We start from the raw sequence: 14988 nt of genomic DNA, 5'->3' as shown, positions 1-14988 counted from the left end.
ATTTGATTATATGCACAGGAACAGATAAGTGCCCCTTTATGAATGAACTTAAGCGATTAAACAAATACATCAGCGAAACCGGATTTTGCAGCCGCAGAGAAGCAGACACTCTGATCAGCGATGGCCGCGTCTCAGTCAACGGAGAAGTTGCCGAAATGGGTCTCAAAGTGAGCGATGATGATACTATCCTGGTTGATAATAAGCCGCTCAAAGCCAAGCCAAAGCGCGTTTATATCGCTTATAACAAGCCGGTTGGCGTAACCTGTACGACCGAGCGAAAAATAAAGAGCAACATCGTCAGTGCGATTCAGTATCCCGAACGCATCTTTCCTATTGGGCGGCTCGACAGGCCCTCAGAAGGGCTGATATTCCTGACCAATGAAGGCGATATCGTTAACAAGATACTGCGTGCTGGCAATAATCACGAAAAAGAATACGTAGTTACCGTCGACAAGCCTGTTACTGATGCATTTATTAATGGGATGCGCTCGGGCGTGCCAATCCTCGGCACTGTGACCAAAAAATGCTTTGTGAAGAAAACCGCTGCGAAGCAATTCACCATTATCCTTACCCAGGGTCTCAATCGTCAGATCCGACGTATGTGTGAGTACTTTGATTATGAAGTACAAACACTTAAGCGTGTGCGGATCATGAACGTTAACCTCAATGGTTTACGACCCGGACAGTGGCGTCACCTCAGTGAATCTGAGATGGCAGAGATTAATGCGTCGATTGAAGGGTCATCTAAAACCGAAGAAGCTTCAGTGGATCAGCGCAAACGCCCGCAGCGCCAGACGGCAAAGCCGCGACAAACAGAAGCGGATTTAACCGACAGACGTTCCGGCAAAAGAAGCGAACATGAGCACAAGCGTGCACGGGGCACTAAACCAGGTGCTGATAAAACTGCGCAACGGGGTAAACCACAAAACCGTTCGGGCGCTAAGCCTAAGGGCAGAGTAAAAGGGACCTTGTCTTTGAAAAAATAACTCAATAAAGAAAAAGGCCGCTCAATGCGGCCTTTTTGCTATTTGGGGGCTGTTACTTTAAAGAACAGACAATATATTACCGGCAGCACTATCAGTGTCAGCACGGTGGCAAAACCGAGGCCAAACATGATCGTTACGGCCATCGATTTAAAGAACACATCGAACAGCAGCGGGATCATGCCCAAAATTGTGGTCACGGCCGCCATAGACACAGGTCGCACACGGCTTACCCCGGAATCAAATACAGCCTGGTAGGGGTCTTTGCCACTATCCAGCTCCAGATTAATTTGATCCATCAGAACGATTCCATTCTTAATCAACATGCCCGATAGGCTTAATAACCCAAGCAGTGCCATAAAGCTAAACGCTGCCTGGAAAACTACCAGACCTGCGGTTACGCCAATGATGGCAAGTGGTACTGTACTCCAAATAACCAGTGGCTTACGGACCGAGTTAAACAGCAATACAGTGATCATAAACATCGACAAGTAGCCCAGCGGTAACGAGCCAAAAATGGCTTTTTGTGCTTTACTGGACGACTCAAATTCGCCACCCCACTGCATTTCATAGCCCTGCGGCAGCTCGATTGCTTCGATATCGGCGCGTACCCGGTTAAACAGTTTGGCCGGAGTTTCGTTGCCGATCACGTCATGATCTGCCATCACAGTAATGGTGCGTTTTCGGTCGCGACGCATGATCAGGCTGTCTTCCCAGACTACTTCAACGTCATCGAGGATCTGGCCAAGTGGCACATACACATTGAGCACTGGGCTAAAAATTTGCAGATCAACCAGGTTTTCAACGCTGCGTCGTTCAACTTCCGGTGCTTTGGCTACGATAGGCAGCATTTTGGTGCCATCTCGATACAAACCTACCGTATTGCCCGACACGCTGGTCAGTAATAACTGGTCGAGGTCGGATTTGCTGATCCCAAGTCGGCGTGCCTTCTGCTCATTAAAAACCGGCTCCAGTACTTTGGCACGCTGACGCCAGTTGTCACGAATATTAAATGAGCCCGGGTCCTGCGCCAGAATATTTTTGGCCTGATCTGCCAGCTGTCGCAGTACGACCGGATCTGGCCCAGAGAAGCGAGCTTCAATTTTGGCATCGGTAGAAGGACCAATTTCCATGCGCTTCACTTTGAGTTTGCCATCCAGCTCGTTGTGCGCAGCAAAGTCTCGTACTTTCGCAATCATAGTGGCCACCGCATCCCGGTCGCTAACCCGAATGATCAGCTGGCCATAAGAGGCATACTGTTTTTCCGGACTATATGTGAGCATAAAACGCGGTGCACCTTGCCCTATGGTGGTGGTTATCTCTTCAACCAGCTTGTCTGCTTGTAAAAAGGCCTCCAGCTTCTCCAGGTTCTCTGCGGTGCTGCGAATGTCTGCGCCCTGATAATGCCAGTAGTCGACATAAAACATCGGTGTATTGGACGCAGGGAAGAAAGATTGCTTCACTGATTTGAACCCAACCAATGCGCATCCCAGCAATGCCAGCATGGCGATGATGGTGGCCCAGCGGAATCTCAGGCACAGGCTGAGCAGGGCCTTGTACGCAGTAAAAATAATGCCCTGATAGGGATCGTCAGTTTCTTTGCCTTGCTGGATCTCTTCTTTGAACAACATGTTAGCAAAGTAGGGTGTCAGGGTAATGGCGGTAACCCAGCTGAGCAGCAAAGAGATCAGCAATACCCAGAATAAAGACCCGGCAAACTCACCACTGGCATCCGAACTCAGGCCAATTGGTGCAAAGGCGGTAATGCCAATCACGGTCGCGCCTAACAAGGGCCATTTGGTTTGTTCCACAATATTGACTGCAGCTTTGACTTTGCTTTGTCCGCGCTTGAGGTTGATCAGGATCCCTTCAGTAACAACAATGGCGTTGTCGACCAGCATACCCAGTGCAATGATCAGCGCACCCAGGGAAATTCGCTGCAAGTCGATAGCGAACATTTTCATAAAAATGAAGGTACCGAGCACGGTGAGCAACAAGATACCTCCGATAAGAATACCGCTTTTTACACCCATAAAGATCAGCAGTACGATGATCACGATAGCCACGGCCTCGAGCAGGCTGACAATAAACCCGTCAACAGACTTTTCGACTTCCTTAGGCTGGTTGTACACCGTGTGAACAGACATGCCCAGCGGGCGCTGATACTCCAATGACGCCAGGTGGCTGTCTATCGCCTTACCGACTTCTACCACATTAACGCCTGAGCTAAATGAGATACCAAGTAATAAAGACTGATCACGATTAAAACGCGTAATGTGTGTTGGGATCTCGGCATATTCACGCTTTACCGTGGCTACATCGCCAAGGTAAATCAGCTCTTTTGCTCCGGGCTTAGAGATCAGCAAGTCTTCCAGTTCAGACACCTGATTAAACTCGCCCGTAGGGTGAATTCGGATGGATTCATCACCGACACGGATTTTACCAGCATTGGAAACACTGTTCTGGGTTTGCAGCAATGAGAAAATGCGGTTATGCGATATGCCCAGCTGCGACAACTTTTGACTGGAGATTTCAACGGTGACCTGGGCCTGCTGCTCACCAGCGATAGTAACTTTACTCACGCCATCGACCAGTACCAGCTCTCGTTTGAGGTAATCAACGTATTCTTTGAGTTCCTCATAGGAGTAGCCATCACCGGTTACGGCATATAAGACACCATATACGTCGGCGAAGTCATCCATTACCTTTGGCGCATAGACGCCAGGTGGCAAATTGGGTTTCAGGTCGTTTATTTTGCGTCTGAGTTCATCCCAGATCTGCTTTAAATCTTCTTTGCGGTAGGTGCTTTTCATCTCTACGGTGATCTGCGACTGACCGGGTGAAGAAATAGACGTCACATAATCTACGTACGGCAAACTCTGGATGGCGTTTTCAATGGGATAGGTGACTTCCTCTTCAACCTGTTGCGGAGAAGCGCCCGGATAGACTGTGATCACCATGGCTTTTTTGAGCGTAAATTCAGGGTCTTCCAGTTGCCCAAGTCCAAAGTACGACACCGTGCCCGCCAAAAACAGCAGCAGAGCGAACATCGCACTGATCACTTTATTTTCAATCGACCATTTGGCAAGACTCATTATTACAGGCCTCGCTCTTTAGTCCATGGGCGTACCTTCAGGCCCTCTTTTAGGTGATGAACACCGGCAGAAACGATGATATCGCCAGGCTTAAGGCCGCTTTGGATCTCAAAGCCTTGCTGGCGTAACTGACCCGGTTGAACCGAGCGTTTTGAAACCAACTGAGTGTCAGGGTTATAAACCCACACATAGTGGTTGCCCGCAGCCTCCTGAGTTTGTTCTGAGAAGACGGCTTCATTAGGCACAATGATAGCTGACGTACTTTGATTCGTGATCTTACTCGGGTCGACATAGACATGGCCAGTCATTCCGGCCAGCAAGTTAAAGTCTTGCGGAATTGGCAGCGAGAAAACCACTTTGTAGGTTAGCGTAACCGGATCGGCCTGGGTATCCCACTCTTTGATGTTCAAAAGATAAGATTTGTCTGGGTAGCCATCAAATATCACGGTCGGATGATAGTCGAGATCTTTATTTACCCGGGCAACCAGTTTTTCCGGCACCTGAATGACCACGTCCATACGGTCGCGCGTCTCCAGGCGTAAAATATTCTGTTTGGCGACAATGTTCTCAAAGTTCTTCACAAACACCTTGGCAATGGTGCCGTCGAAAGGGGCTCTGAGTTCACTGTTTTCAAGATTGGTCTGAGCGATTTTAAATGCAGACTCGGCAACTTGCTTGTTTGCCAGCGCCTGATCATATTCGGCTTTACTGGTAATCGACTTTTCATACAAAGATTCGATCCGGTTAAGCTGAGCCACCGCCAGTTCGAATTGGGCTTTGCGCTGCTGATACTGAAGCTCGAAGTCTTCCGGGTCGAGTTTTGCCAGTAGTTGACCCTTTTTCACTTCCTGACCGGCTAGCACCGGAAACTCCATCAGTTCGCCGTTGACCCGAAAGGCAAGGTAAGACCCCTGGTTTGCGACGACTTCGGCAGGAAAGCTGCGTAACTGGCCGGCCTGTGGATCAGCAACGGTATGCAGTTTTACTGGACGTATGACCTGGCTTGTCGTGGTTTGCTGCACAGCGTCCTGACAAGCTGACAATAACAACAAAGCTGGAAAAAAGAGTGCGAGTTTATTCACCAAAATTACTCCCTCAGACTAAAATTTAGTGCAGGATAATGAATTTAGGCATAAAATAAAAATTATTAAAACTTTGGTATAAAATAAATTTTATTTATGAAGTTGGCAGATATTCAGGTACTCGATGCTGTGGCAAATGCACAAAGCCTGAGCGCAGCGGCAAAACGATTATATAAGTCACAACCGGCTGTCACGCAAGCCTTAAAAAGGCTGTCTGATGAATTGGGTTTTGCGCTGGTGACGCGCGAGGATTATCGTATTCGTCTGACCGAGCAGGGAAAGCGCTTTCATCAGCATGCTCAGAAGCTGCTGGAACAGCATAATCACCTAAAAATTTTGGCGGATGAGTTTTCTCAGGGTAATGAGGCAAAATTTCGCATTTGTTATGAACCTATGTGCCACCAGGAAACGTATAACACGCAGATTAGTAGCACCTTTAAGCAATTTCCTTCGACTGAATTGGTGATTTCCAGCGGTCGGCGCTTTGTCGCGTTGGAGCAGGTAAACGCCGGTGCCGCCGACTTAGGGATAGGGCCCTGGTTTGATTTGTTTCACGCCACCGGTGAGCTGGAGTCCATCGCCATCGGAGAAACCAAATTGGGCGTTGTTGCTAAGCGCGGTCTGTTGCCAAAGCGCATGTACTATGATGAATTGAGCTTATATCCTTGTTTGGCCATGGTTGAGAGTGGCTTCGACTTTGACAGCGAACGTTTGGCCTATTCCCGTGGACTCCATGTCATGAAATTGGATGACGTCAGCACCATTAAGCTATTCTTATCACAGGGCGTTGGGTTTGCACTGACCAGTCTTAATACCTGTCGTCAGGAGCTTGAAAGCGGAGAGCTGGAACGCATTGAGATCATCGACCGTCAACATGAGTTCACGGCGGCCATTCACGCTTTTCGACGTCATCAGAGTCATTACGGCCCGGTAGCGCGACATTTATGGCAACAATTCTCGGCATTAGGAGCGCAGTTTGCAAACGGAAACTAAAGAAGAGTTTAGAGTACGGGTATTTACCCTGATTGGTGCAATCCCCGAGGGAAGCGTCGCCACTTATGGTCAAATTGCGGGGCTTGCCGGTGCGCCTAAACACGCGCGAGCCGTTGGTTATTTATTAAAGCACTTGCCGGCAGGCTCAAGTCTGCCGTGGCACAGGGTAATTAATAGTCAGGGAAAAATTTCTTTTCCACCCCAGAGTGAAAAGTTCAGACAGCAAAGCGAATTATTACGCTCGGAAGGGGTGCAGGTACAGGGTGGCAAGATTGCCTTGCGCCAGTACCAGTGGTGCTAAATCTATCCGTCATTTTTAAGTTATGGAGAGAGCAATGATAGAGCAAGCTTTTAGTTTCAATTCCCCCATTAAAATAGGTATCAGTGCCTGTCTTGCTGGTGACAAAGTGCGCTTTGACTCGGGGCACAAACGCAGCAACTTTTGTATGGACGAACTGGCCGACTACGTGGAATACGTGCGTTTTTGTCCTGAGGTGGCAATAGGTTTGCCCATTCCCAGAAAAACCATTCGTCAGGTGAGGGTTGAGGATGTCATTAAGGTTGGGCCGGCGCATGGTGATGAAGATTACGCACCGGATCTTGCTGAATATGGCAAGAAAGTATCTGATGAACATGGTGAGCAATTATCTGGTTATATTTTTTGCGCGAAAAGTCCCAGCTGCGGCATGGAGCGGGTAAAAATCTACAACGAAGCTGAAACTGGCAATACCTCTGAAGGGGTGGGCATATTTGCAGAGCAGATCATGGCACGCAACCCTTTGCTGCCGTGTGAAGAAAATGGCCGCCTGAATGATATGCATCTGCGAGAAAACTTTGTGATGCGTGTTTATGTCTATAAAAGCTGGCAGGAGCTGGTCGCCACTCAACCTGGGTTACACGAACTGACTAATTTTCATGCACGTCACAAGTACTTGCTAATGAGTCATAACTATCAGGCGTATCGCGACTTGGGCAGGCTGCTCGCTGAGGGTAAAGGAACACCACTGGAGGAACTCAGAGCGAATTATATCAGCGGCCTGATGGCTGCTCTGTCGCGTCCCGCCAGACGCAAAGATCAGGCGAACACGTTATCCCATTTACAGGGCTACTTTAAAAAAGTACTGGGTAAGGTTGAGAAGCAAGAGCTGTGCAGGGCGATTGATGACTATCGGGTCGGTCAAGTGCCGTTGCAGGTCCCGTTGACCCTGCTTCGCCATCATCTGATCATGCATCCAAATGACTATCTTATGCAGCAAGTCTATTTCCATCCTTATCCGAACGAACTTAAGCTGAGGTATGCAATTTAATGTCTGCGTTATTCTGGTTTCGCCGCGATTTAAGGGCCTATGGCAACGAAGCGCTTATCGAAGCGGTTGAAAATGGGGCACGTGATGCGCTCTTTATATTGTGTGAGCAACAATGGCAACAGCACAATGCTGCGCCTGTGCAAGTAGATTTACTGAAACGCCGGGTAGTCTGGTTGGGCCATAAGCTGGCCGAGTTGGGGATCCGACTACATGTGCTTGATGCTGGTGACTTCACTAAGGTGCCAGCTCTGCTCGCCCAGTTCTGTCAGGAAAATGGCCTGCAACAGGTTTATGCTAACCGGGAATACGAAGTGAATGAGCAGGCCAGAGATCTCGCGTGCCTGGAAGCCGGCATAGAGCTGAAGCTGTTCGACGGTGATTTAATCGCGCCACCCGGCAGTGTAACAACGGCCAGTAACGAAATGTATAAAGTGTTTACGCCATTTAAAAAGGCCTGGCTTAAACAGTATGAGCAACAACACTTTTATCTGCCGGGCTGGCCCGAGCTTGACCTGTCGCCGCAACAGTGGCAAGCACCTGAGCAGCTTCAGGGTGACGCATGCTCCGAAAAATGGCCGGTCGATGATGAAACGCTGGTAAAAGTCGTGCAGACGTTTATTCAGGACAAAATGGCTGATTATAAAGACAACCGCGATTTTCCGGGCGTCAAGGGCACCTCCGGGCTCAGCCCGTACCTGGCGCTGGGGATAGTCTCGGTTAAGCAATTACTTGCTGAAATTCAGCTGCATTTTCCTGAGCTATTGCAAATGACCAGCGCACCGGCGTTTAGCTGGGTCAACGAATTGATTTGGCGCGAATTTTACCGCCACCTAATTTGCGCCTATCCAAAGTTGTGTAAAGGATTTAATTTCAATGAAAAGTACAATGACGTTCGTTGGCGCGAGGACGAGGTACAGTTTAAAGCATGGTGCGAAGGAAAAACGGGGTACCCGATAGTGGATGCGGCAATGCGGCAGCTCAACCAAACAGGCTGGATGCATAATCGCCTGCGAATGATAGTCGCAAGCTTTTTAACCAAGCACCTGTTGATTGACTGGCGCAAGGGTGAGCATTACTTTATGAGCAAGCTGATAGATGGCGACCTGGCGAGCAATAATGGCGGTTGGCAATGGGCGGCTAGCACCGGGTGTGATGCACAACCTTATTTCCGGATTTTTAATCCAATTAGCCAAAGTGAAAAGTTTGATCCGCAAGGGGACTTCATTCGCAAATATGTCCCCGAGCTTAGTGATGTACCGGCGAAATCGATTCACTTTCCCCATGATTATTTGCAGGCATTTACCATTGATGGCTATGTTGATCCTATCGTCGAGCATAAGGCGGCGCGTGAAAGAGCCTTGACGGCGTTCAAGGTTTAATCGATAGGGCGTTTGCCTCTCAGGCTCAGGCCTGGTGCGGGCTAAGGTGCGGTGGCTAAAAAGCAAACAAAAAGTGTGTGTTTTTGTGCCTGTTATGTTTACACCCGCGTCAGATAAGGCGAAATAGCGCAAATATTTTAGTTAAAACGGGATTTTAGGCTTGCACAAAGAAAAAAAATGGATAACCATAGAATCCGCTTCGGCAAATTATAAAAACATAGGAATTATACAATGAATAAAGCTCAACTAGTTGAAAAGATGGCGGCTGACGCTGAGATCTCAAAAGCTGCAGCGACTCGCGCGCTTGAAGCATTCACTGGTGCTGTAACTCAGTCTCTTAAAGATGGTAACTCAGTGGCACTGGTTGGTTTTGGCACTTTCTCTGTAAAAGAGCGTTCAGCACGTACGGGTCGTAACCCGCAAACTGGCGCTGAAATCCAAATTCCAGCGGCAAATATCCCTTCATTTAAAGCGGGTAAAGGCCTTAAAGATCAGGTTAATCCTTAATAAAAAAAGGGGCTTTAGCCCCTTTTTTTAACCACTCGTTTTATCATCCCCTGAGCGCTTTATCGCCTCGCCCAATACCCACAGTACCAGAACGCACCATCTCAATAATATCGCTTTCGTGTCTGAGCATATCCAGAAATGACGCAATTTTATCGCTGCTGCTGGCAAGCTGCACCGTGTAGCTACGCTTGCCCATATCCAGTATCATGCCGCCAAACACATCGGTGACACGCGTTACAGAGGCTCTGGTTTGTTCATTGCCAGCAAATACTTTGACCAGTAACAACTCCCGTTCAATATGACTGGTTTCGGTCAGGTCAATGATCTTGAGGACATCAACCAGCTTGTTAACTTGTTTCGTTATTTGTTCCACCACTCGGTCGTCACCCTGGGTGGTAATGGTGATACGAGACAGGGTTGTGTCGTCTGTGGTGCCCACTGTCAGACTATCAATGTTATAGGCACGCTGAGAAAATAAGCCCACAATGCGCGACAATGCGCCCGGTTCGTTTTCCAGTAAGATGGCCAGTATTCTGCGCATTATGCTTTTACTCCCTTTTTCAGCCACATCTCATCAATGGCCCCTAATTTAATTTGCATTGGATAAACGTGTTCATTTTCGTCAACGCGGATATCCAGAAACACTAGTCTGTCATTGATAGCAAATGCGCGCGCCAGTGCATCGTCCAGTTCATCGGGATGATCAACACGGATCCCAACATGGCCATAGCTTTCAGCCAGTGCCACGAAGTCGGGTAGGGATTCCATATAGGAGCTAGAGTGACGGCCGCCATACATCATATCCTGCCACTGACGTACCATGCCCAAAGAGCGGTTGTTTAGAGACACGATTTTGACATTCAAGCCGTACTGTAAGCAGGTAGAGAGTTCCTGAATGTTCATCTGTATCGAGCCGTCTCCGGTAACGCATACGACGTCGGAGCCAGGGTACGCCACTTTAACGCCCATCGCCGCAGGCAGACCAAAGCCCATAGTACCCAGGCCTCCTGAGTTGATCCATTGTCTTGGGTGTTTGAAAGGGTAGTACTGCGCCGCAAACATCTGATGCTGACCAACATCAGAGCAGATGTATGCGTCTCCCTGGGTAACCTGATAAAGCTTCTCAATGACCGTTTGCGGCTTTATTTTGTCATCTTGTGTGTCATAAGCCAGGCAGCGTTGTTCGCGCCACGCTGTAATTTGTTGCCACCAAGATTCTTGTGCAGCGCGGTCAATACGCAGTGCGCTTTTTTCTATCGCATGTTGCAGCTGTGCAAGGACTGTGTCCAGGCTGCCAACAACCGGAATATGAGCCTGGATTGTCTTGGAGATAGAAGTTGGGTCAACGTCCACATGAACTATGGTGGCGTCTGGGCAAAACTTCTTCACGTTATTGGTGACCCGATCATCAAATCGCGCGCCCAATGCCAGGATTACATCGGCATTGGCCATGGCCTTATTGGCTTCGAGAGAGCCATGCATACCCAGCATGCCAACAAAATTGGGGTGTGTGCCACTGATCCCGCCAAGTCCCATCAAAGTGTTGGTGATAGGCGCGTTGAGTGTTTCAACCAGCTCCGTCAGTTGCTCAGAGGTGTTTGACAATATGATACCGCCGCCAGAGTAGACGACCAGCCTTTTAGCGCCCAAAATAGCATCTACCGCTTTTTTAATTTGTCGTGAGTGACCCTTGGAGCTTGGGTTGTAGGTGCGCATCTCAATACGTGTGGGCATGTCATAATCAAACTTGAGCTGCGGATTAAGTATATCTTTTGGCAACTCAACCACCACAGGACCTGGTCTGCCCGAGTTGGCCAGGTAGAATGCCTTTGCCAGCACGGTTGGGATCTGTCTTGCATCACGACAGTTAAAGCTGTGTTTAACAATCGGCCGCGAGCAACCGACTATGTCTGTTTCCTGGAAGGCATCATCACCAATCAAATTGGATGGCACCTGACCTGACAGGACGACCATGGGGATACTGTCCATGTAGGCGGTCGCAATCCCTGTTACACAGTTGGTTGCACCAGGGCCCGAGGTTGCCAGTACAACCCCCGTTTTGCCGGTGCTTCTGGCATAGCCATCGGCCATATGGGTGGCAGCTTGTTCATGGCGGACCAGAATATGTTCAATGTCATTTTGCGCAAACAACGCATCATACAAGTCCAGAACAGAGCCGCCCGGATAGCCAAAAATATACTCAACGTCCAGCTCGGTCAGCGCCTTTACTACCAGCTCCGAGCCATTAAATTGCTCACTCATTACCTCATTCCTCAGCAAAATTTAAATTAAAGGCAAAAAAAAACCCCGCTGGTGCGGGGTCTGTGCAAACATTCGCTCACAACGGCCCCGCCGGACTTAGCACTAAGACCAGTACGAGTACCACAACTGTGAAGAATAATGTTTGCATGTTTAATATCTGCGTAAAAGTTTAATCTGATGCTCTTATTTAAAGGTGAATCCGTGAATGTGTCAAGGCTCAAAAATGTCCAAAGTGCATTATTATGCCTATTTGGTATTTTAAATATTGAAACATAGTGTTTCATGGTGGCAATTTTGAGTTTGGGTGAATAATTAATGCATTTTTAGACGGTTTGAGCGAGTTTAGAAATATACTCATCAACCTGCTACTATCGTCGCTATCAACAAATCGGGTAAATCAGCATGAAATTCAGCCTTTTAGTTCTTCTTTTTGCCGTTATTGCAAATCCGGTGGTGGCTTTGCAACTGGATCAACAGCAACTGCGTTTCTGGCTTGAAAAGCAAGCCGGGCGGAGCTTTTCTGACTATGAGGCCAGACAGCGGATCTCGGCGTATTTATCAGGGTCCTACGGACCTGCAATCAGATCCCCGTACACAGGCAAACCGCCGAGGCAGCTTATGTCGCTCAGAGGCTATCAGGGCGCGTCAGCACTGCCAATGCAAGGCGCTAAAATACTGGCGATCCTTATCGATTTCCCTGATCTCCCTCATGACGATAACCGCCTCGTGCAGGGCGATTCGGATATGTTTTACCCCAAATATCCAGCTAACCATTATCAGCAGCTCATTTTTTCACAGCAGGGTTTTGCAGCCCCTGACGGCACACTTTTGAACAGTGCAAATCAGTACTACCAACAGGCGTCTGGTGGCAGCTTTGCTTTGTCGGGAGAGGTATTTGGTTGGTTAACCGCGGCACAGAACGCAAGCTATTATGGACAGAGAGTCGGCAACCGGCGCGATAATAAGGCTGCAGAGCTGGTCAAAGAAGCTGTCGAGCTGGCGGTAGAGCGTTATGCTATTAACCTGAGTGACTATGACCTCACCGACTTAAACGACCGCGATGGCGATGGCATTTTGAATGAGCCTGATGGCGTTGTTGACCACATTATGCTGTTTCATTCAAGCATTGGTGAAGAAGCCGGAGGAGGTGTTTTGGGCACCGATGCTATCTGGTCACACCGGTTCTTGGTGGCTGACGACGGTTATACGCCTGTTAGCATTACAAATAGCGACACACGGATCCACAACTACACCATTAATCCAATCGATGCGAGTGTGGGGGTGGTGGTTCACGAGTTCGGTCATGAGCTAGGCTTAATAGATGAGTATGATCTCAACAATGGCACGATTGGAGAGCCTGTCGCAAACTGGTCGGTGATGTCCAGCGGTAATTGGTTAGGTCCGCTGCGGGGCGCTCAACCCGTCTCTTTCTCACCCCGTAATCTGGTTAGGCTACAAAACAAGTTTGGTGGCAACTGGGTTAACCAGGTTGAAGTCGACGTCGCGCAGTTGCGTGATGGTTATCAGGCCAGCCTCAGTCATGTAGGTGAGTTCTCAGGGCAAACCGATCAGCTCAAAGTAACACTGCCTGCCAGCCTTGAGTATGTCGGAGAGCCAATATCCGGGCAGTATCAATACTATTCTGGCCAGGGAAACAACACATTGAATCTGGCGAGCATGACACTGGCGTTGCCGGACTCAGAAACGTTGACCCTGAACATGCGGGCCCGATTTGACATTGAACGTGGCTACGACTATTTCCAGATCAGAGCAAATCAGCAGCCACTTGTTGGTAACCTCACTCAGACACAGCATCCGCTGTATCCCACAGTGATGCACTATATCGATGGCCACAGTGGACAAACTGCAGGTGGCGCGAACGGGAGTCAGGTTACTGAGCTCAGCTATTCGCTCGCGGCGTTCGCCGGAGAAACTATTACTCTGGAATTCCTTTATCAAACCGACAGTGTGGAATACGGACTTGGGGTCTTACTGGATGATATCACCATCTCGGACGAAGAAAATATTATCGTAATGGTTGATGGAGAGTCTGCTGAGCAACTGTCTTTGCATGGCTTTAGCAGAATAAGCCGGTATCGAGAAGGACTCGAGCAGGCCTACTATCTGCAACTCAGGTCGCACCATGGCATAGACGCGGGATTGCAAGGCGCCAGCTATATGCCAGGCGTACTAGTTTGGTATGCCAACGAGAATTTCGACAATAATTCAACATCATTACATCCGGGCGAAGGTAAAATATTGGTGGTAGATACTGATCAGGGCATTATACCCAGGACCACCAGCGAGACTCCTGCTGCTACCCGGATCCAACTCAGAGATGCCGCACTGAGGTTGGAGGATCAAAACCCCGGGCTTGGTGATAATCAGCTACAAGCCATTTATACGTTCAGTGATGCGCAGGACTATAGTCACCCTCAGCAGCCTGTTTCTGGTGTGACCTTGCCCGAGCATGGTGTAACCATTGAGCTACTTGAGGTCACCGATCAGTACAGGCAAGCACAATTACAATTGACGGCTTCACCCAAAGCAAAAATTCGTACAGCTGTAGATGGACTTACCGTGAGCTTCTCTGTTTCAGGACTAACCTTAAATACGTCTGATACCTTTGAATGGCACTTTGGTGACGGCAATCGTAGTGAGTTGCTTGCGCCTTCTCATCAATACAATAGTCGAGGCACTTACACCGTGACATTTACCCGCAAAAACGCCGCTGGTGAAACGCAATCGGTTGAACAGCAGTTCACGCTGGCCGCGCCATTAGAGCTGCTAGATACCAGCATCAAGGGTGAAGACGGTAATATTATTGCCAGTGCGCAGTTTCAGGGTGGAGCTGCGCCTGTAACCGTGCGCTGGGAGATGGGAGACGGGACTCAACTAGAAGGGACACAAGTTCAGCATCAATACAATTTATCCGGGCTCTACCGCATAGTCGTGTTTCTGGAGGATGCCAATGGTAGCAAGGTAAGTAACACGATTGAGAAAAGTGTCACTGTTCCTTTGAGCGGCGAGATCACCGCTGCACAAAGTGGTTTGACTGCCAACCTAAGCCTGTCGATGCGCGGTGGCTCGGGTAATTACGCGGTTAGCTGGGCGTTTGGGGATGGCCAGAGCGCAAATGGTGATGCCGTCAGTCATACCTATCAGGGCGCCGGGCGCTATCAGGTGACAGCGACGATGACTGACTTGAATGACAATCAGCAGGTGATGGTGACCAAGGATATATCAGTGTCTGAGACAGCCAGCTCAGGGCAGGAGGGATCAGCAGGTAGTTTGTTTGGATTAAGTATGTTGCTAATGTTGTTAATCAGGATAAGAAAACGCCCTGCATAAGCAGGGCGTTGGTATTCAATCAGACCGAT

Annotated in this window: 11 protein-coding genes; 7 read left to right on the top strand and 4 right to left on the bottom strand. The window is 48.9% G+C overall.

The features are described 5' to 3' along the window. The first annotated feature begins 38 nt into the window (after nt 1-38). Entirely contained in the window at nt 39-986 is a 948-nt protein-coding gene (gene rluF, locus TW77_RS12210; protein ID WP_046005257.1) for a 23S rRNA pseudouridine(2604) synthase RluF, read from the top strand. A gap of 38 nt (nt 987-1024) precedes the next feature. Here the strand turns inward: rluF and TW77_RS12205 are convergent, their stop codons facing one another. Both TW77_RS12205 and TW77_RS12200 read right to left on the bottom strand, forming a co-directional pair. Next, complete coding sequence (locus TW77_RS12205; protein ID WP_046005256.1) at nt 1025-4078, bottom strand: efflux RND transporter permease subunit; 3054 nt, start codon at nt 4076-4078, stop codon at nt 1025-1027. Between the two features lie 2 nt (nt 4079-4080). Further along, nucleotides 4081-5166, bottom strand: a complete 1086-nt coding sequence (locus TW77_RS12200) for an efflux RND transporter periplasmic adaptor subunit (RefSeq protein ID WP_046005255.1) — start codon at nt 5164-5166, stop codon at nt 4081-4083. A 90-nt stretch (nt 5167-5256) separates the two neighbouring features. Between TW77_RS12200 and TW77_RS12195 the strand changes: the two genes are divergently transcribed. The 5 genes from TW77_RS12195 to TW77_RS12175 all read left to right on the top strand — a co-directional run bounded on the left by TW77_RS12195 (nt 5257) and on the right by TW77_RS12175 (nt 9346). Further along, nucleotides 5257-6153 (top strand): LysR family transcriptional regulator, encoded by an 897-nt coding sequence (locus tag TW77_RS12195; protein WP_046005254.1) that lies wholly within the window; start codon nt 5257-5259, stop codon nt 6151-6153. Continuing rightward, the gene (locus tag TW77_RS12190; RefSeq protein WP_046005253.1) at nt 6137-6454 is read left to right on the top strand and encodes an MGMT family protein; all 318 of its coding nucleotides are present in this window, start codon (nt 6137-6139) and stop codon (nt 6452-6454) included. Before TW77_RS12195 ends, TW77_RS12190 begins: the two co-directional genes overlap by 17 nt. A 34-nt stretch (nt 6455-6488) precedes the next feature. Further along, nucleotides 6489-7460: a YbgA family protein gene (locus tag TW77_RS12185; protein WP_046005252.1), complete on the top strand. Its 972-nt coding sequence runs from the start codon at nt 6489-6491 to the stop codon at nt 7458-7460. Beyond that, nucleotides 7460-8839, top strand: coding sequence for a deoxyribodipyrimidine photo-lyase (phrB, locus tag TW77_RS12180; protein ID WP_046005251.1), 1380 nt, complete (start codon nt 7460-7462; stop codon nt 8837-8839). Before TW77_RS12185 ends, phrB begins: the two co-directional genes overlap by 1 nt. Nucleotides 8840-9070: 231 nt before the next feature. Beyond that, complete coding sequence (locus TW77_RS12175; RefSeq protein WP_046005250.1) at nt 9071-9346, top strand: HU family DNA-binding protein; 276 nt, start codon at nt 9071-9073, stop codon at nt 9344-9346. 43 nt (nt 9347-9389) lie between these two features. Here the strand turns inward: TW77_RS12175 and ilvN are convergent, their stop codons facing one another. Both ilvN and TW77_RS12165 read right to left on the bottom strand, forming a co-directional pair. Then, nucleotides 9390-9887, bottom strand: coding sequence for an acetolactate synthase small subunit (gene ilvN / locus TW77_RS12170; RefSeq protein WP_046005249.1), 498 nt, complete (start codon nt 9885-9887; stop codon nt 9390-9392). After that, the gene (locus TW77_RS12165; protein WP_046005248.1) at nt 9887-11608 is read right to left on the bottom strand and encodes an acetolactate synthase 3 large subunit; all 1722 of its coding nucleotides are present in this window, start codon (nt 11606-11608) and stop codon (nt 9887-9889) included. Before TW77_RS12165 ends, ilvN begins: the two co-directional genes overlap by 1 nt. 402 nt (nt 11609-12010) lie before the next feature. On the opposite strand from TW77_RS12165, the gene TW77_RS12160 reads away from it, so the two are divergent. Then, on the top strand, nt 12011-14959 hold the full coding sequence (locus tag TW77_RS12160) for an immune inhibitor A domain-containing protein (protein WP_046005247.1): 2949 nt from the start codon (nt 12011-12013) through the stop codon (nt 14957-14959). Nucleotides 14960-14988 lie beyond the last annotated feature (29 nt).

It is taken from the genome of Pseudoalteromonas rubra, assembly GCF_000967655.1.
In the GTDB taxonomy this organism is placed as follows: Bacteria; Pseudomonadota; Gammaproteobacteria; order Enterobacterales; family Alteromonadaceae; genus Pseudoalteromonas; species Pseudoalteromonas rubra_A.
Note: the sequence above shows the minus strand (reverse complement) of the source record. Positions and strands in the feature narration are given on the sequence as shown.

Bases quoted from the DNA above. Each gene is read 5' to 3' on its own strand.
- rluF (WP_046005257.1), top strand. From the start codon at position 39: ATGAATGAACTTAAGCGATTAAACAAATACATCAGCGAAACCGGATTT.
- TW77_RS12205 (WP_046005256.1), bottom strand. From the start codon at position 4,078: ATGAGTCTTGCCAAATGGTCGATTGAAAATAAAGTGATCAGTGCGATG.
- TW77_RS12195 (WP_046005254.1), top strand. From the start codon at position 5,257: ATGAAGTTGGCAGATATTCAGGTACTCGATGCTGTGGCAAATGCACAA.
- TW77_RS12185 (WP_046005252.1), top strand. From the start codon at position 6,489: ATGATAGAGCAAGCTTTTAGTTTCAATTCCCCCATTAAAATAGGTATC.
- phrB (WP_046005251.1), top strand. From the start codon at position 7,460: ATGTCTGCGTTATTCTGGTTTCGCCGCGATTTAAGGGCCTATGGCAAC.
- TW77_RS12175 (WP_046005250.1), top strand. From the start codon at position 9,071: ATGAATAAAGCTCAACTAGTTGAAAAGATGGCGGCTGACGCTGAGATC.
- ilvN (WP_046005249.1), bottom strand. From the start codon at position 9,887: ATGCGCAGAATACTGGCCATCTTACTGGAAAACGAACCGGGCGCATTG.
- TW77_RS12165 (WP_046005248.1), bottom strand. From the start codon at position 11,608: ATGAGTGAGCAATTTAATGGCTCGGAGCTGGTAGTAAAGGCGCTGACC.
- TW77_RS12160 (WP_046005247.1), top strand. From the start codon at position 12,011: ATGAAATTCAGCCTTTTAGTTCTTCTTTTTGCCGTTATTGCAAATCCG.